The following is an 18032-nucleotide window of genomic DNA, read 5'->3' on the forward strand; positions in this document are numbered from 1 at the left end:
GCCGAGATGATCGAGGAGGCCAAGGCACGCCGCAAGCGGTTCGAGATTGCGGGACGGCTGGCGAAGATGAGGAAGTCAGCACTTCTGCCCGCGCCCAAACCAGCGGCCGAAGCATTCGTCACCAAAAAGCTTCCGCTGTGGGAGCAGATCAATTTGAACTTCGACGCTCATGTCGTCGCATACCGTGTGTCGATGTCTATCAGCTCGTTCTCGCTGTCCGGCTCGGCACGTCCTGCATCGGAATGGGGCGGGAAGGTTCGACGCTCGATCGACAGCATCGTGTTGGAGGTGTTGGCAAATTATCCAGGCGTATCCATCGCCAACGTTCAGAGCAGCCGGCGCACACGGAAGGTCGTCAAGCCTCGGCAAGAGGCCATGTTCGAGGTCTTTATCCAGCGTCCTGACCTATCGCTTCCGATGATCGGCAGATGGTTCCGCAAGGATCACACGACAATTATTCATGCCGTCCGCAAGATCGAAGCGATGCGAGGTGCTGCATGACCAATCGATACGCAGCATATCCGCACAAGCTCCCGAGCGGACGGTATTGGGCCATGACGCGCCTGTGCCGGGACGCTCACCCGTCTCCGATCATGGACGCCGGCGGCAAGCCGAAGATGTTCGGCAGCAAAGGCGAAGCTGCTGAAGAGTGCCTGAAACACATACTGGCCTTCATGAATGGTCGTGAGATCCGCGGCGAAGTGTTCGACGGGCCGTCGGTCAAGGAGGCGAAGTTCGCGATGGCTGACAAGCTGTTTCGCAACGGGGCGATGATGGAGGCGGGGCGATGACATTCTGGGAATTCGTTTTGAAGATTGCGGCTCAAAGCCCGTTCACATTCTTCATCGTGATCTGCTGCCTCTATTACGGCTGGAAGGCGCCATGGATCGTGGCGAAGCGGGCTATTCGATCCCGCGACATCCAGCGGCATGGATGGCCAAGTGCGCCAAACATGGATGCTGACGGCGATCTAGTTTTCAAAAGCAAGGACTGAACCGAGCGGCGGCTCGAACACGAGGGCAATGAAATGGCGAAGATCAGGAAGAAGCGAGAGAATAAAATCAAGGGTGGACTACCGGGTCCAGGCAAGAAGGTTTTGCCGGAAGACGATCGACAGGTGACGGCAAAACACCGTCTCGCACCGCAACCGCCGCGCCGGCCTGCGCCGCCTATCGCCACAGTTTCGCGGGTGTCCAGGACTAATGTGCAGGAGAGGGTCATCAGGGCGATGAAGACCTTGCGAGCGTTGCCTGATCGCGAGAAACGGTTCTTCATCGTCAAGTCCTCGTCGCCCGACTACGTGCGGGAATACATGGATGCCTATGACCAGGACAACGACATCGTTCCGCGCTTCAACCCGACGCCGGCGGACGTGTCGGATTGCCTCACGGCCCTGTCATGGATCAGGCACCTCGACAAGAGGGCGTGGCAGATACTCTGGTGGCGTTCGTTCGATGTTTCATTCGGCCTGATCGCCAAATACATCGGCCGCAGCGACGAAACGGCACGCAAACGTTTCGAGGAAGCAATCACTGATGCGTGGATAGCAGTGAATAACCCTAAGAAAATGGCGTCATGATAGAGAAAATGGTTGGCAAACTTGGCAATATGTGGCCTATTTGCCTATAGAATCAGGTGATTTGCGTAAGATCACCAAATCAAGCCGCCTTCGGGCGGTTTTTTGTTCGCTGCGATCCTCAAGGTGAGGTCTTAGACTTCCAAGCTAATAAGCCCGGTTCGATTCCGGGTCGCCGCTCCAAGATCTCTGCCATCGTGATCGGTTACGCTGCAGCGTAGCTAGGATATAGCGGGAAGCAGAGTGTGCCATTGGACATGATCCGGTGGCACTAGGCCGCCAACTGCCGAATAGAGTTGGCGTCGCGATGGCGGCGGAAAGATAAACCCAGATCCAAGGCCTCGGCCTGAATGCGGTGCGGCGCGTTATCACCATCATCAACCAGTTTAGCGCCAGAGAGCCCGTCACCGGATTGTCACCCGGTCGGCGGGTTTTCGTTTGGAGAGTGACATGCGCCCTGTGCCGCCCGATAGCCTATTCGACGTCGGCACGGCCACAGCATTCATTCCCGCGCCAGATGTCGCCTCGTGGGTAGAGGCGACATTCTTCGATGAAGCCTCGACAGTCCACAATCCGGATCACGAGCACCTGGCCGAAGCCCATATCGGTTACCTCTGGACGACCGTCGAGAACAACCGCAAGGGCAAGCGCGTCATAGGCCAGTGCGAAGAGGGAAAGCCTCAAGGCGCAATGGGCAAATGGTCCCGCGCTCGCGCTGAGCAGCAGGTGATCGAATGGTTCGGCTCGACACCGGATTTCATCATCACGCTCGATGCTGAGTATTGCCGCCAGTGCGGAGATGCTGAGTTCATGGCTCTGGTAGAACATGAGCTGTACCATGCAGCCCAAGACGTTGACGATTTCGGCCAGCCGAAGTTCAGCAAGTTCAGCGGTCTGCCGGTATTCACCATTCGGGGACATGACGTCGAACAGTTCATCGGCGTTGTCCGTCGATATGGCGCAGATGCGTCCGGCGTCCGCGAGATGGTCGACGCAGCCAACCGGCCGCCAGAGATCGCCCGCGCTCGCATTGATCATGCATGCGGCACATGCAATCTGCGCGTTGCCTAAAACCTGATGGTTCCCTGAAGTATGGCCAAACTCAACCGCGAGCAGCAAACATATGCCGTTCAGGCGCTTGCATGCTTCGATTCCCCGTCGGTTGTCGCTGCTGCACTCAGGAAAGAGTTCAACGTCAGCCTGACGCCGCAGTCGGTCGAGGCATACGATCCGACAAAGAAGGCCGGGCGTAATCTTGCCCTTCGCTGGAAATCGCTGTTCGAGGAAACTCGCAAGACGTTCCTTGAGGACACTGCCTCGATCGGCATCAGCCATCGCGCCGTTCGGCTACGCGCCCTTCAGCGCATGGCCGATAAAGCTGAAACGCAGGGCAATATGGTGCTCGCCTCGAACCTTTTGGAGCAGGCGGCAAAAGAGGTCGGCGACAGCTACACCAATCGTCAGAAGCTCGATCACATCTCCAGCGACGGAAGCATGACGCCGAAACCTGCATCCTTTGATTTGGCGAGCATGACGGATGAAGAGCTTGAAGCTTATCGAACTCTATCTGCCGCCGCTGGCCGAAATCGAACTGGAGATTGAGCGGCGAGAATGTGCCCGATCCTTCGCCGGCTTCGTAAAGCGCGCATGGCATGTCCTTGAGCCCGCAGCGGAGCTGAAGTGGGGTTGGTCGCTTGATGCGATCTGCGAACACCTCGAAGCAGTCCATCGCGGGGATATCCTCAGTCTTCTGATGAATGTCCCGCCAGGTTGCATGAAGTCGCTGCTAACTGGCGTGCTGTTCCCGGCGTGGGAATGGGGACCGGCCAAGCGGCCAGATCTTCGTTATCTCGGGACATCGCATAAGCAGGACCTCGCAGTCCGCGACAACATGAAGTGCCGCCGGCTGATCAAGTCGGACTGGTATCAATCCAGATGGCCGGTGACTCTAACCGGCGACCAGAACGCAAAAACCAAGTTCGAGAACGACGCTACAGGCTTTCGCGAGGCGATGGCCTTCACATCGATGACCGGCTCGCGCGGCGATCGTATCATTCTCGATGATCCGCTCTCGGTTGATGACGCCAATTCTGACGCTGCCCTTCTGGCAGCCGAGCTTACATTCACAGAAGCGCTACCGACGCGCCTGAACAACGAGAAGTCGGCGAAGATCGTCATCATGCAGCGCCTGCACGATCGCGACCCGTCCGGAATCATCCTGGCGAAAGGGCTGGACTACGTTCACCTTTGCCTGCCAATGGAATTCGAGCCGGCAAGGCGATGCCATACGGTCATAGGGTTCTCGGATCCTCGCACCGATGAAGACGAACTGCTCTTTCCAGAGCGTTTCGCACGCGAGCAGGTTGACGACCTCAAGAAGACCATGGGCTCCTATGCTGTGGCTGGTCAGTTCCAGCAGCGGCCAGCGCCTCGCTCCGGTGGCATGTTCCAACGTGGAGACTTCGAGATCGTCGAAGCGGTGCCCGCTGGCGCACGTCGATGCAGAGCCTGGGATTTCGCAGCGTCCAAGGAAACGCCTGGCAAGCAGCCAGACTGGACCGTCGGGCTGCGCATGGCATATGCAAAGGGAACATTTTACGTCGAAACCGTCACTCGCGGTCGCTGGTCTCCCAGCGTTGTCGAGCAAAACCTGAAGAACACGGCTTCGCAAGATGGCGGCACGGTTACGATCCGCATGCCTCAAGATCCTGGCGCGGCTGGTAAGTCAGACGCCGAGAACAAGGTCAAGCTCCTCGCCGGCTATCCCGTCAAGGTGTCTACGGTCACAGGTGATAAGGCTACGCGGGCACGGCCGGCATCGGCTCAGGCTGAAGCTGGGAACGTCAAGCTGATCCGCGGCGATTGGAACACTGCATTCCTCGACGAGGTATGTGCTTTCCCGTCGGCGCAGTTCGATGACCAAGTCGACGCCTTCGCAGACGCCTTGAACGAGTTGGCACTTGGCTCGTCCTTCTCCTTCGATAACTTCTGAGGCCCCATGGGAAACACCAACGTCATATCGCTTATGCGCGACAGCCTGACGAGCTTGGTTTCCCGTATGGGGACGAGCCGCGACAAGGCGGCGACAACCTTCTACACCCAGCCGTTCATGACGGACGAGCAGATCATCGCCGCCTATCGCGGTTCTTGGCTGCCTCGCAAGATCGTTGATATCCCGGCGCTGGACAGCTGCCGCAAGTGGCGGAACTGGCAGGCCCAGGACGACCAGATCGAAACGATAGAGGCCGAAGAGAAGCGCCTCAACGTCAAGGGAAAGGTGCTGGAAGCCTATAAGAAGGCCCGGCTGTTCGGTGGCGCAGCGCTTTATATCGGGACCGGAGACGCCGACCCATCGCAGCCGCTGGATACCGATCGCATCGTCAAAGCTGGCCTGAAGTACCTCACGGTCATGACGCGTCGGCAGATCGCTGCGGGGGAGATCGACCGAGACCCATCGTCCGAATGGTTCGGCAAGCCGAAGATTTATACGGTCAGCGGCGCCAACGGAACGCAGCTCACGGTCCACCCGTCACGCTTGGTCGTGCTGAACGGTGCGATGGCGCCGGATGAGGAATTCAACTTTGCCCTGACCCAAGGCTGGGGTGAGAGCATTCTCACCGCCACGCTCGACGCGATCAAGAACGCGGACAGCACGGCCAGCAACATCGCCTCGCTGATCTTTGAGGCCAAGATTGATATCATCAAGGTTCCGCAGTTCAGCGCGAACCTCGGCAACCAGGCATATGAGGATCAAGTTCTCCGCCGCTATACGCTGGCGAACACGATAAAGGGCATCAACGGGACGCTGATCCTCGATAGTGAAGAGGAATACGAGAGCAAGACCGCCGCGATGGCAGGCCTCACCGACATTCTAATGGCCTTCATGCAGATTGTCTCTGGAGCCGCAGATATCCCGGTGACGCGCTTGCTTGGTCAATCGCCCGCCGGCCTCAACTCCACCGGCGACAGCGACATGAAGAATTACCATGATCGCATCCAGTCGATGCAGGAGCTTGAGCTCTCGCCGGCCATGACGCGCCTCGACGAGTGCTTGATCCGATCGGCCACTGGCGCGCGCGACCCGGACATCTATTACAGTTGGGCACCTCTCGAACAGATGAGCGAGAAGGAGAAGGCCGACATCTTCAACACGAAGGCGACGGCAGCTCGTACCCTCGTCGGATCAGGGACCGGACAGGAGATCATCCCGCGCGATGCGCTGTCGGACGCCCTGGTCAACACCTTCGTCGAGGATGGCTCATTGCCTGGCCTCGAAGCAGCGATTGAAGAATACGGGAAGCTGAGCGAGCAAGAGCCTTCGGAAGAGGAGATTGCCGCCGCTGCGGCTGCACAGGCAGCGACACAGCCGAAGCCGGGCGCCAACACCCAGCAGGCAGCGGACGCCGCTCCACGGACGCTCTATGTCAGCCGCAAGGTGACCAACGCAGCCGATATCATTGCATGGGCCAAAGGGCAGGGCTTCACGATCACGCTCCCAGCTAATGATCTGCATGTGACCATTATGTATTCGCCGACCGCTGTCGATTGGATGCGGGCCGGTCAAGATAGCTGGAACGCCGACGGAACGCTCGTCATCCCGCCCGGCGGCCCGCGCGTCGTCTCGCAGTTCGGTCAAGGTGCCATTGTGCTTGAGTTCTCCTCGGCCGCGTTGTCATGGCGCCATGAGGAACTGAAGCGCATCGGCGCTGAGCCGACCTATCCGGAATATGCGCCGCATATCACGATCACCTATGAGCCCGGCGACGTCGATGTCGACAAGGTCGAGCCGTATCGCGGCGCGATCAAGCTTGGCATCGAGCTCTTCGCCGAGGTGAAGAGCGATTGGGAAATGGGCGTCAGCGAGGAATGACCATGAACTTCACCGACGATGTAACCGTCGCGGGAACGCGCCGGCGTGATGACGGCTATCTGGTCGCCGACGCCCGCATCGCCCGCACCGGCGTTCAGAGCTATCTCGGCTCCGAGGTTGGGAAGCCCGACATGGCCATGGTCAAGGTCTATCGGCCCGGCTCCGAGGTGTTCAGCGATGACACCATGAAGAGCGCGGCGCACCGCCCAGTGACGAACGATCATCCGTCCGAGATGGTAACCTCTGACAATTGGAAGAAGTATTCGGTCGGCCAGACCGGCGACGAAGTCTCGGGTGAGGGCATTTTCATCCGCGTCCCGCTCATGGTCAGTGACGAGGCCGCCATCAAGGATATCGAGGCAGGCAAGCAAGAGCTTTCCGCCGGATATACCTGCGATCTCGACTTCACGGCGGGTAAGACGCCCAGCGGTGAAGAGTTCGACGCCATCCAGAAGAATATCCGGATCAACCATGTTGCCGTCGTGCAGCGCGGTCGAGCCGGTTCGAAAGTCCGCATCGGCGACGGTGTGGCAGCTTGGGGCATCAGCCCTTTCACCACTGATCACAACCCTGAAGAGGAAAAGATCATGACCCTGAAGACGGTTACCGTCGACGGCATCCCGGTTGAAGTAACCGACCAGGGCGCCGTGGTTATCGGAACGCTGCAGACGCGGCTTGCTGATGCCAACACCAAGTTCGCCGACGCTGCCAAGGATCATCTGGCGGCCATCGCTGCCAAGGATGCCGAATTGGCCAAGAAGGACGCCGAGATCGACGCCATGAAAGCCAAGGTGCTTTCCGACGCCGATCTCGACAAGCGCGTCCAGGCTCGCGCCGATCTCGTGACGGTCGCCAAGACCATCGCAAAGGACGTGAAGGTTGAAGGCCTGTCCGATGCAGCCATCCGCAAGGCGGTTGTTGCTGCCAAGCTCGGTGACGCGGCCATTGCCGGGAAGCCGGACGCCTATGTTGATGCCCGCTTCGACATCCTCGTCGAGGACGCCAAGAAAGTGGCCGGCGCCGATCCGTTCGCCTCCACGGTCAAGGATGGCATCAACACTCCGCTCACCGCCGACAAGGACGTGGCCGATGCTTACACGCTGATGGTCGCCGATCTCAAGCTCGGCAAGACCGCCGCAACGGCCAACTAAGGGAGACGCTGCAATGGCAACGTACCAGACCACCTATGGAAACGCTCCCGCGAAAGGCCTGCCAGGTCAGATCGCGAACGAGGAGAAGTGCAACAAGATTTCTCGCACCGTTGAATCGGCCGCCGGCATTGAGTTCGGTCAGCCTGCATTCCGCGGCGCGAGCGATCACGGCGCTGTAGCCGGCGGCGCTTTCGCCGGTACCGCTACGAGTGCCGCAGGCTCTGGCAACGTCGGCAATGGCGTCATGGGAGCTGTCACGGTGTCTGCTGGCGCCAAGAAGGGCGTCTATAAGCTCGTCATCATCGCGCCGGCTGCGAATGCCGGGGCGTTTGAGGTCTCCGACCCGGATGGCGTCTTCGTCGACAACGGCAATGTCGCCGCTGCCTTCTCTGCTGGCGGGCTGGCCTTCACGCTTGCTGACGGCGCTACCGACTTCGCTGCGGGCGATTCCTTCGACATCACCGTCGCCCTCACGGCGAACGGCACGTTCATCGGTCTCGCTGTGCTGAACCCGGCAGTTCCTCCGGTCGCGCCTGGCTCGACGCTAGTCGACGGCTATCCGCAGTACTTCACCGGCGCCTTCATGACGATGGGCCAGATGTACGTCACTGCCGGCGCGGCCGTGGCCGATGGTGGCGATGTCTATTGGAACCCGGCCACCAAGCGCTACACCTCCACCACGACGCATATCCGGATTCCGGGTGCGACGTTCGACACCAGCGGTGCAGACGGCGACATTGTCGAAGTCTCGCTGAAGCTGCGTTAATCCGCGAAAGGACATCAGACAATGAACAACATCGTTCGTCAGGCCTTTGCCGATGCACAGGCCGCAATGCCCTTCGTGATCGCGCAGGGCCGCAACATCGAAACCCGCATCTATCAGCGGCGCTATCCGACCTTCAACTATGGGCTTCACGTCCCCGTCGTCACAGAAGGCAATGAATGGGCGATCGGAACCACGTTCTTCACCGTCGATACGGCGGGCGAAGCGAAGTTCCTGTCGGGCGCCGCCACCGATATGCCGTTCAACCAGGCAACGAAGGACATGGCCAGCCATGACTTCGCCATGCTCGGTTCGGGCTGGGAATGGAACCTCGAGGAAGTCAACCAGGCTTCGCTCTACAACATCGACCTGAACGGCACGAAGGCACTTTCCGCCGCCGATAAGGTGGAGCGCCTGCTCAATTCCGTGGCCATGGTTGGCTCCACGGAGAAGAACTGGACCGGCTTCGTCAATGCCACCGGCGTCTCCCGTGTTGATGTTGCCGCCGACGGTACGGGCTCGGTCACTTTCTGGGCCGCCAAGACTGTCGACCAGATCCTTCGGGACATCAACAACCTGATTTCGAGCGTGCGTGAAAACACGTCCGAGGTCGAATGGATTGACAGCCTTCGCCTGCCGCCCGAGGCCTTCCGTGACGTCGCCACCCGCCGCATGGGTGCCGGTGACGGCTTCCTGACTGTCCTCGAATACATCCGCCGCAACAACGTTTACACGGCGGAAACCGGTCAGGCCCTCGACATCCAGCCGCTGCGCGAACTGGCGAATGCCTCTCAGGATGGCGGCGGCCGTATGGTCGTTTACCGTCGTGATCCGGAAGTCCTTCGCTTCCACCTCCCGATGCCGCGCCGGGTGCTGCAGCCGCGTCAGAAGTCCATCATGGGCTTTGAGACCGGCATCATCGCCCGCACCGGCGGCACTGAGGTTCGTCTCCCCGGCGCCATGGCGTACGGCGACGAGATCACCGCACCGTAAGGAGATCATCCATGAAGGTGACCAACAACAGCCGAGCCGTGCAGGGCGTCCATACTCTGCACGGGGTCCGGTATATCCAGCCGGGCGCTAGCCGCCATCTGGTATTGACGCTGAGCCAAGCCGCGCGGGTCGAGCGTCTGCCGTTCATTGAGCTTGACGGCGATCCCGTCGAGGATCCCGCTCCGTCTCTATCGGTTTCGGCCGACGGCAAGGAAGGGGTCTACATTCCGGCTTCGGAGTTCAATGGACTGCGCGATTCCTTCGAGCAGCTTCGTACTGAGAATGCGTCTCTTCGCCAGCGCATCGATGAGCTGGAGGGCAACGGCGGCGAACAGACGAAGACGATCGATGAAGTCCTCGTCCTCGCCGACGACGGCACGCACTTCAAGACCTTCGAGGCGGAAGCCAAGAAGATCCTCGGTGATGCCACGCCGGCAACCAAGGATGAGATCGTCGCAGCCCTGAAGGCCAAGCAGACCGCATAACAATCAGCCCGGCGGGAAACTGCCGGGTTCAACTTCCCCTCGGAGAATGACATGGCTGGCTACGGAAACAACGCCGATTTTACGGCATATGCGGAAGCAGCCGGCTATGTCATCCCCGACGGTACGACCGATGCCGAGATAGCCGCAGCGCGCCAACGCGGTTCTCTCGTGATCGATCGATATGAGGTGAAATTCAGCGGGACGCGCACCGGCGGGTTTCAGCAGGAACGCTCATGGCCGCGCACAGGCGCAGTGACCTATTACGGTGAAGCAATCCCGTCCGACATCATCCCGACGCCGATCATCAACGCGAGCTATGAGGCAGCCTTCCTTGAGCTGACCAATCCGGGCAGCCTATCGCCTGTCATCACGGCTTCGGAGAGCGTCCAGCGCGAGAAGATCGGGCAATTGGAAGTCGAATATCAGCAGGCATCATCTTCGGCCACGCCGGCCGATCTAGTCGCGCTTGCAACGCCGGTCGTCACGATCATCGAGGGGCTGCTCTGGCTGTTCCTACGCCCGTGCTTTCCGGGGATCTTGGCAGTCTGATGGCAAACGCGATCTATACCCGCTTCCAAGCGACGGCCCAGCGGCTTATCGTCAAGTATGGCCAGAGCGGCACGGTGAAGCGCGTCTCGCCTCCCAATCCGATCGAAGGCGGCGAAGGCTCGATAATCTCGTATCCGGCCAAGCTCGTGCCGATGACCTACGATCAGCGCTACATCAACGGAACGACGATTCTGACGAACGATCGACAGGTTTATATCTCGTCCGTCGGTCTTGCTGTCGTGCCTCAAGTTGGTGACATCGTTTCCGCTGGCGGCGTGGACTATCACGTCATCAATGCCGATCCGAACAACTATGACGGCGTGACGAACGTCGTCTTCATCGTACAGGGAAGGATACTGTGATGCTGACACGTCGAGGCCTATTCGGTTTAGCGGCTGGTGGCGCTGTCGCAGCCCCGACGCTGCTCAAAGGCGAGCAACCGTTCCCTTCCGTTGGCGTTATCGGGGAAATTGGCCCTGAAGCTGAATTTCCTATTGTGAACGTGCAAATCGCTGCTGGTGAGGCTGAAATCAAGCGGTTGGTCGTAAATGGCGTTGATGCTGCTCTCAGGCAATACGTTGGTTCCGGTCGACTGATGCCACTCTATGAAAGCCGCCGAGGCTGATGATGCGGCATTCGTGGCTCTTCCGCTTCCGTGCTCTTGGTTCCGGCGGCCCTTCGATCTGCGCTGCCATGTGGATGTCTGGCGTTATCTCCGCCCCTGAAGCCATTGGCTTCTCTGTTGCATCCCTGCTGATCTCTGCCGGCATTGCCGCAACGTGGAAGTGGTAAATGCCAACCCTTCGCCAGCAGCTTGACGACCTGATCGAAAAGCTTGCGCCCGACATGGAGAAGGCCTTCCACGCCGCCGTCGACGACCTGAAGGATGAGATCGTTCTAAAAGAGGTCGTCGAGCGTCTGGAACGCCGCGACATCAACGGCGCGCTGGCTGCATTGCATATCGATCCGGAAGCGTTTCAGCCGCTCTCTGAGGCGCTGCGCAACGCCTACAATGCAGGCGGCTCGCTGGTGGCGGAAAACATGCCGCGCCTGTTCGATCCGAATGGCGGTCGCGTCGTGTTCCGCTGGGACGTGCGCAACCAGGGTGCAGAGGCGCACATCCGCGAGCTCTCCTCGGCGCTGATCACCAACGTTTCGGAAAGCACGATCGAGGCGGCCCGTCAGACGATCGTCGAGGGCTATTCGCGCGGGCAGGGGCCGAACACGATCGCTCGCGATCTGGTGGGCCGGAAGAACGCAGTCACCGGCAAGCGGGAAGGTGGCGTGATCGGGCTCAATGCCCCACAAGCCGAGCTTATCGAGCGCACGCGGATCAATCTCGCCTCGGGCGATCCGGCTCTGATGTCGAAGTATCTCGCTCTGCAGACGCGGGACAAGCGACTCGACGGCGCGGTGAAGAAGGCTATTGCGGCCGGGAAGCCGCTCGATCAAGCCACGCTCGACAAGGTGCTGATGCGCCTCAGGGATAACAATCTCCGCCTTCGTGGCAACACCATCGCCCGAACGGAGACGCTGACATCCGTTATGTCGGCGCGGCACGAGAGCTACAGGCAGGCTACGGCGAAAGCCAACCGGAACGAAAACCTGATCACTCGCAAGTGGCACAACTCCGGTAAGCGGACGTCTCGCCACACCCACCAGATCTTGAACGCCCAAGAGGTCACGGGGCTGGACATGCCGTTCCATTCCGTATCGGGCGCTATGCTGCGCTATCCGGGGGATACGTCGCTGGGTGCACCGGCCTCCGAGATCGTGAACTGCGAGTGTGACTGCGAATACAACTTCAACTTCGCCGAGGCCTATGCACGGTCGCGAGGTCGGTAGTATGATCAAGAATTGCAGGGTGCCAAAAGGTGAGCGCAAGCCGTCAATAGCGCCATTATCCCGCAAGGGAGGCGAAGCTCGGACAGTCGTGGGTAAACTGTCCATCCCTGCAATCCACGAAGGCTGACCGATGGCAACAGAAGGCCAATCCTTCAGCGCTCAAGTCGGAGCGTGGGCTGCCGCAGAGCTTGAGCGCGCGGAAGCTGTCTTACAGACCGCAGCGCAGACGGTCGCCAATGAAGTCCGGACACCAGTCGCCGAGGGCGGCCGGATGCCGATCAAGACGGGAAACCTACGTCGCTCGCTAATGGCCTCAACCTCGACGATGCCAACGATGGTCGAAGGAAAGCAGACATTCTCTGACGGTGGCGTCGATCTGGTCATCGCCGGCGCGGAGTTGGGCGGGATCATCTATCTCGGCTTTCAGGCCGCCTACGCCGCCAGGCTCAATTTTGGCTTCGTCGGGGAAGACAGCCTCGGCCGCTCCTACAATCAGGCCGGGTTCGGCTTTGTGGACGCGGTGGCGCAGCGCTGGCCGCAGATCGTTGCTGCAGCCGAAGCTACTGTTCGGGATCGCTTCGAGAAAGCTTGACGCCCTCGGACAGGGCCAAGAACGCGGTCTGGATAATCGACAAGTCACGGATGGCCATGGCGAGCACGTCTTGAGCGTGCTTCGTCCGAACGGTCCTGTTCAGAAGAAGAGCAAGCGACTGGTGGATGAGGTCATAGACCTCTTCATCTGTAAGCGGGCGGTTGTCGGCCATTGGAGGCAGGAGTAGCAGATGGTCGATACGGTTGAAAAGGTCATTTATCAGGCGCTGCTGGTCCGCATGCAGGCTTTCGTGCTGCCGGCCGGCGTCGACCTTGTTCTGCCCGGCGCGATCTACACGCCGACGGCCACCAGCAAGTTCATCTCGGTGGAAGTCCATTTCAACCGCTCGATCGAGACTGACCTGTCGCTTGTCATGGACCCGATCCGCCAAGGCTTCATGCGGACGAATGTCATGTGGCCCAAGGGAGCGGCGATCGTTGACGGATACAACGTCGCAGGCGGCCTCTGTGCTCATCTGAAGCGTGGAACCAAGCTTCTACGCGACGTCACGCAAGTTCGCATTGATGAGGCGCCGGAGATCGGCGTCCTCGTTACCGGGGATACTCATTTTACGATCCCTGTCACGACGCGCTGGAATTGCCAGCCTCAAGTTCCGGCCTGATTGGCCTGCCGTATTCTCCGCGCCTTCGGCAAGCGTAATCAGACACCTGAAAGGAAAATCTCATGAGCCTTCTCGCTCCTGTAGCTGGTTGCCATATCGCCATCGGGCCGGCCGCCGTTGATGTGCCGGATGACGACGATATCACGCTGGCCGAATTCACAACTGGTGTGACCTATGTCGACATCGACGGATGGCAGACCATGGGCGCCCACGGAGACAGCAAGACGCTGATCACCGAATCCATCATCAACCGCAAGCGTGACGCCAAGACCGGCGGCACGACCAATGGCGGATCGATGCAGAACAACTTCATCATTCTGCGCGACGACCCCGGCCAAATCGCCGTTCGCACCGCCGCGACTACCAACTTCAACTATAAGATCCGCATCACCTATGACGATGCGCCTCCCGGCGTCGGGTCAACGCCTACCATTGAGTATTTTTACGCTCTCATCATGTCGGCAAGTGAGGCCGGCGGCGGCGCCAACACGGCGCAGCTTCTCAACGCCACCTTCGAAATCAACTCAGCGTCGGTATATGTGCCGGCAGATGTGGCCTGATCATGAGTAAGCAAACTGCTGGAAATGCGGAAATCGACTTCATCGACCTGTCGCTGCTTGATGAAAATCTGCAGCTTCAGGAAGAGGGGATCGATGTTGAAATCCTCGGCCCAACAAACAAGCCGACGGGATTGGTGATCACGATATTCGGCCCAGACAGCACCCGCGCACAGGAAGCTAGCAAGGCTCTTTCTGCGGCGATCGAGCAAGAGGCGGCGAAGGAAGGCAATATCGATATTGACACGCCTGAAGATCGTCGTCGTCGCCAGATTTTGTATCTGTCCAAGGTCACCAAGGGATGGAACAAGCCTATTGGCGCAGAACGCCTTGAATATTCCGAGGCCAATGCCCGCCTGCTCTACACCAAATACCCGATCATCGAGGACCAGGTGAAGTTCAAGGCTGAGCGCCGCGGGTCTTTTATCAAAAGCTGATCCTCAAACTGCAGAAATGCATGAGGGATCAGCATGAGGGAAAGAAGCCCCGCATTCCAGTTGCGGGGCAGCATGTTTGGTATTGGTTCAAGAAAATGGACGTTACCAGAGAGGGGACTGGCTATGGGATCAATCCCCTACAGCCGACCCAGATTGAGGCGTGGACGCGCCAACGCGGCATCAAGCTCACGCCCTGGCAGTTAGACGCGATCGAAGCTCTCGATATGCTTCGTCTGCAATTGTTCTTTGAGAAGAGCGAGCAAGACGAGGGGGCCGTTGGGAAGCCGGTTGTTTCAAAACAGCCGCTTACCCCAAAGTCCATGGCCTATCTGTTCCCTGGCGACCGTATCGCATTTTCGCGGGCCGGAAAGCGGCTCTGACCAACAGTCGCAGGCCATTCAGAATCTTCAATCCGTCACTCGCTAGCGGGGCGATAACTCGCGCGTAGAAGAGGCAAACTAAAAATGACGACTGCTCAACTCGGATTTGCCATCGATTCCAGTTCTGCTGCCGGCGCCGCTTCTGACCTTGATAGGCTCACTACGTCCTCTGGCAAGGCTGAACAGGCCGCGAACAAGGTCAGCATTGCGGCGACGAAGGCGAGCCGTGGTTTCGGTGATATCAGCCCAGCCCTTGATCGCCTCATTGCTGGGTTGTCCCGCCTGGAAGCCACGGCGAGTTCGATCGATCAGCGTCTCGCCGCCATGGCGAAGAGTGCCAAAAGCGCGGCGGCTGCTAATCGTTCGCTTGCCGAGACGACTAGCAGTGTTCAGGCGTCGCAGTCGAAGGGAGCGTCCACGGCTACGCAGGCCACGGCAGCTATCGATCGCCAGCGCCAGGCAACTGAGCGTCTTAATGCTGCTCAGCGCGCATCCAACAGGGCGCCAGCCGCAGCAAACCAGAACCGTGGTGCCCAGAACTTCCAGACCGCGAACGTTGCCGCTCAGTTCCAGGACATCGCGGTCACCTCTGCAATGGGTATGAGCCCGCTTCAAATCGCCTTGCAGCAGGGCACGCAGCTATCGGCTGTTCTTGGACCGATGGGGGCGACTGGCGCGGTCAAGGGCCTCGCTGCCGCCTTCTTGTCGGTGATTAGCCCGGTATCGCTGGTAACCCTCGCGCTTGTCGGCGGCGCAGCGGCTGCCATTCAATATTTTTCGTCGGCAGGCAAAGAATCCAAGACCCTCGAAAAGCTGCTGGATGAACAGGTAGCCGCGATAAAGCGCATCAAGGATGTTTGGGGTGAAGCCGCGACTGCTCGCAGCCAGTACGGGCGCGAAAGCTCGGGATCAGCTTCCTTCGGCCTTGAGACCAACATTTCGGAGATGACTAAGAAGCTCCGGGAAGCCAACGCCCCGACGACGTTTGGACCCGGCGCTGTCTCTTCGTCTGTCACGGACGCTATCAACAAGAACATCGGCGCGACGGGCCTCACCGCACGCCAGTTTCGCGAGACGAGCCTATTCAAGACCCTCAGCATCGACTTTCAGCAGCTCCAGAAGGTGACTGTTGAAGGAAAGCCCGACGTTCTGGGTCTCGTCAGCTCGCTCGAAGACATAGGGCGCAGCGCGAATAACGCCGGCATCAAAGCCATTGCACAAGACGCGGTTGCCGCCCTGCAGCCATTCAAGGATCTAGCTCAGGCTATCCGTGACGCAGAGGTCGAGCGCCTCCGGTTGTTCGATTCCGTCGGCCCGAACGCCATGGCCCTTTCGCAGGGGCTGATTGCGCAAGCTGACAGCAACCAGAGCGCCATCTACGAGTCCCGCAATCGGGTAGCAGCCGAACGCCAGCGAAAGGCGCTTGACGCCCAAATCATGGGGATCAACGCGCGTTCTCCTTCCGACCGGGAAGCGGCGGCTCGTGCTTCGGCGGCTGCCACCTACAACAACGATGAGGATCCAACTCAGCGGAACCAGCGCATCAATGATGCCGCTCAGATTTCTCGCGTGCAGTCCGAAAAGCAATTGGCAGATGCCGCGCGCGATCGGGCGATGAACCTCGACAAGATATTGCAGGATCAGCAAACAGATATCTCGCTTATCGGCAAGACCGGCGGTGCTGCCGCTGCCCTTCGCAAGGAATATGAGCTGACATCGGCTCTTCGTATGGAGGCCGCTCGCCAGGGCATCGATGTCGACAAACAAGAGATTGAGGCGATCAAGCAGAAGTCTGCTGAACTCGGCAAGCTCACCGATACCTACAACCAAGGACGGTTCAATTTCGACATCAATCAGCAGAATAGCGATGCCCAACTCTCGCCTCGGGACCGCCAAATTGTCCAGACCCAGCGGCAATATAGTCTGTCCGAAAACCCGAACGACGCCAACGGGAAGGCAATCGGCCAGCAACTCGATTGGCAGGATGCGAAGAACACGGCGAAGCAGTTCGGATCGGCATTCAGCAACGAACTGATCTCCGGTAGCCACAATATCGGCAAATCATTCCTCAAGGGCTTTCAGTCTTCCATCGAGAATGGAGCACAGAAGCTTTGGGAGAAACTTTTCGATGGCGTTGGCACGACCTTCGCCAATTGGATTACAGGGTCGAAGGGACTGGCGGGAACGCAGGCCGGCGCCGCAAATGGGGCGGTCGCACTTGGCGGCAAGCTTCTCGGCGGCACATCTGGGACCGGACAGGCCGCCGCGACCACTTCACAGACAGGCGTTGCTGCGCAGGCTTGGAACTTCTTCGCCGGCAAGGGTCTGCACCCGCATCAGATCGCGGGCGTTCTCGGCAACATCAGCGCCGAAAGTGGGTTCAATTCGAAGGCCGTCGGTGACGCTGGGAAAGCATTCGGTTTATTCCAGAACCATGCGGCCCGTGGCGGCGGATCGGCTCTGCTTTCGAGCGGCGTAGATGGTCAACTCAATCACGCGTGGAATGAACTGCAAGGGCCGGAGAACAAGGCGTATCAAGCCCTCATGAAGTCCACCGATGTTCGTGGCGCGACAGCGGCTTTTGCTGGCTTCGAACGCCCGCGCGGCTTCTCCTTGGGTAATCCAGAAGGGGCAGATAATTTCTCCGGCCGGCTCAGCGCCGCCAATGACGCCCTGAACAAGTTCGGGACCACGACCAATCAGGCCACGCAAGGAGTGGGGGCGCTTGGCAACGGCCTTGGACAGCTTGGAACATCGCTCGGTAGCGGGGCCGCTGGCGCCGCAACAGGCGCTGGAGGGGGCGGCCTCTTCGGCTGGCTCGGAAACCTGTTCAAACCGGCTGCCAGCGCTTCATCGGGCTTCAACATCGGATCGAACATGGTGCCCTTCAAGGGCTTTGCCACCGGCACGAACTATGCGCCCGGCGGCCCGGCAATTGTCGGTGAGAACGGCCCGGAGCTGATGAACCTGCCACAAGGCTCTCAGGTCACCAGCAATCACAAGCTGATGTCTGCGCTCGCTGCGAACAGCAACAATGCTCCACAGGCTTCGCAGTCTCTCATGGTCAACGTCCAAGGCGCCAACGGCGATGATCATGTCCGCACGCTCGTGCAGCAGGGCGTGGGCGCGGCTCTCTCCGACTACAACACTCAGCAGCGGCGCGGCGGCGTTGGCGTCCTCCAGGCACGCTATTCGAACCAGAAGGTATAACG

Annotated in this window: 21 protein-coding genes and 1 tRNA gene; all 22 read left to right on the forward strand. The window is 59.5% G+C overall.

Annotated elements, in window-relative coordinates:
• The first annotated feature begins 6 nt into the window (after positions 1-6).
• The 22 genes from AB6803_RS12730 (at position 7) to AB6803_RS12835 (ending at position 18030) form a co-directional block, all read left to right on the forward strand.
• Entirely contained in the window at positions 7-501 is a 495-nt protein-coding gene (locus AB6803_RS12730) for a helix-turn-helix domain-containing protein (protein WP_371109230.1), read from the forward strand.
• A 53-nt stretch (positions 502-554) separates the two neighbouring features.
• Complete coding sequence (locus tag AB6803_RS12735) at positions 555-791, forward strand: hypothetical protein (RefSeq protein ID WP_371109231.1); 237 nt, start codon at positions 555-557, stop codon at positions 789-791.
• 236 nt (positions 792-1027) lie between these two features.
• Positions 1028-1579: a DUF6362 family protein gene (locus tag AB6803_RS12740; protein ID WP_371109232.1), complete on the forward strand. Its 552-nt coding sequence runs from the start codon at positions 1028-1030 to the stop codon at positions 1577-1579.
• A gap of 108 nt (positions 1580-1687) precedes the next feature.
• Positions 1688-1759: transfer RNA gene (locus AB6803_RS12745), tRNA-Gly, on the forward strand.
• Between the two features lie 267 nt (positions 1760-2026).
• On the forward strand, positions 2027-2647 hold the full coding sequence (locus tag AB6803_RS12750; RefSeq protein WP_371109233.1) for a putative metallopeptidase: 621 nt from the start codon (positions 2027-2029) through the stop codon (positions 2645-2647).
• Positions 2648-2668: 21 nt separating this feature from the next.
• Complete coding sequence (locus AB6803_RS12755) at positions 2669-3178, forward strand: DUF2280 domain-containing protein (RefSeq protein WP_371109234.1); 510 nt, start codon at positions 2669-2671, stop codon at positions 3176-3178.
• The gene (terL, locus tag AB6803_RS12760) at positions 3123-4568 is read left to right on the forward strand and encodes a phage terminase large subunit (protein WP_371109235.1); all 1446 of its coding nucleotides are present in this window, start codon (positions 3123-3125) and stop codon (positions 4566-4568) included. Before AB6803_RS12755 ends, terL begins: the two co-directional genes overlap by 56 nt.
• Before the next feature lie 6 nt (positions 4569-4574).
• Positions 4575-6446, forward strand: a complete 1872-nt coding sequence (locus AB6803_RS12765; protein WP_371109236.1) for an anti-CBASS protein Acb1 family protein — start codon at positions 4575-4577, stop codon at positions 6444-6446.
• A 2-nt stretch (positions 6447-6448) separates the two neighbouring features.
• Complete coding sequence (locus AB6803_RS12770; RefSeq protein WP_371109237.1) at positions 6449-7597, forward strand: DUF2213 domain-containing protein; 1149 nt, start codon at positions 6449-6451, stop codon at positions 7595-7597.
• A gap of 13 nt (positions 7598-7610) precedes the next feature.
• Positions 7611-8363: a hypothetical protein gene (locus AB6803_RS12775; RefSeq protein WP_371109533.1), complete on the forward strand. Its 753-nt coding sequence runs from the start codon at positions 7611-7613 to the stop codon at positions 8361-8363.
• A 21-nt stretch (positions 8364-8384) separates the two neighbouring features.
• A complete protein-coding gene (locus AB6803_RS12780; protein ID WP_371109238.1) occupies positions 8385-9353 on the forward strand; it encodes a DUF2184 domain-containing protein in 969 nt (322 codons plus the stop codon).
• An 11-nt stretch (positions 9354-9364) separates the two neighbouring features.
• Positions 9365-9838 (forward strand): hypothetical protein, encoded by a 474-nt coding sequence (locus tag AB6803_RS12785; RefSeq protein WP_371109239.1) that lies wholly within the window; start codon positions 9365-9367, stop codon positions 9836-9838.
• 51 nt (positions 9839-9889) lie between these two features.
• The gene (locus AB6803_RS12790) at positions 9890-10387 is read left to right on the forward strand and encodes a DnaT-like ssDNA-binding protein (RefSeq protein WP_371109240.1); all 498 of its coding nucleotides are present in this window, start codon (positions 9890-9892) and stop codon (positions 10385-10387) included.
• Positions 10387-10749 (forward strand): hypothetical protein, encoded by a 363-nt coding sequence (locus AB6803_RS12795; RefSeq protein ID WP_371109241.1) that lies wholly within the window; start codon positions 10387-10389, stop codon positions 10747-10749. Before AB6803_RS12790 ends, AB6803_RS12795 begins: the two co-directional genes overlap by 1 nt.
• Positions 10749-11012 carry a hypothetical protein gene (locus tag AB6803_RS12800; protein WP_371109242.1) on the forward strand — a complete coding sequence of 88 codons (264 nt, stop codon included), beginning with the start codon at positions 10749-10751 and terminating at the stop codon, positions 11010-11012. The genes AB6803_RS12795 and AB6803_RS12800 overlap by 1 nt, the downstream gene beginning before the upstream one ends.
• A 167-nt stretch (positions 11013-11179) precedes the next feature.
• Entirely contained in the window at positions 11180-12232 is a 1053-nt protein-coding gene (locus tag AB6803_RS12805) for a head morphogenesis protein (RefSeq protein ID WP_371109243.1), read from the forward strand.
• Between the two features lie 130 nt (positions 12233-12362).
• On the forward strand, positions 12363-12824 hold the full coding sequence (locus tag AB6803_RS12810) for a hypothetical protein (RefSeq protein ID WP_371109244.1): 462 nt from the start codon (positions 12363-12365) through the stop codon (positions 12822-12824).
• A gap of 190 nt (positions 12825-13014) precedes the next feature.
• Positions 13015-13446 (forward strand): phage tail terminator-like protein, encoded by a 432-nt coding sequence (locus tag AB6803_RS12815; RefSeq protein WP_371109245.1) that lies wholly within the window; start codon positions 13015-13017, stop codon positions 13444-13446.
• Between the two features lie 62 nt (positions 13447-13508).
• Entirely contained in the window at positions 13509-14006 is a 498-nt protein-coding gene (locus AB6803_RS12820) for a hypothetical protein (protein ID WP_371109246.1), read from the forward strand.
• Positions 14007-14008: 2 nt separating this feature from the next.
• Positions 14009-14440 carry a hypothetical protein gene (locus tag AB6803_RS12825; protein ID WP_371109247.1) on the forward strand — a complete coding sequence of 144 codons (432 nt, stop codon included), beginning with the start codon at positions 14009-14011 and terminating at the stop codon, positions 14438-14440.
• A gap of 20 nt (positions 14441-14460) precedes the next feature.
• Positions 14461-14820 (forward strand): hypothetical protein, encoded by a 360-nt coding sequence (locus tag AB6803_RS12830; RefSeq protein WP_371109248.1) that lies wholly within the window; start codon positions 14461-14463, stop codon positions 14818-14820.
• 84 nt (positions 14821-14904) lie between these two features.
• A complete protein-coding gene (locus tag AB6803_RS12835; protein WP_371109249.1) occupies positions 14905-18030 on the forward strand; it encodes a phage tail tip lysozyme in 3126 nt (1041 codons plus the stop codon).
• Positions 18031-18032 lie beyond the last annotated feature (2 nt).

The organism is Rhizobium sp. RCC_161_2 (assembly GCF_041355235.1).
GTDB lineage: Bacteria > Pseudomonadota > Alphaproteobacteria > Rhizobiales > Rhizobiaceae > Rhizobium.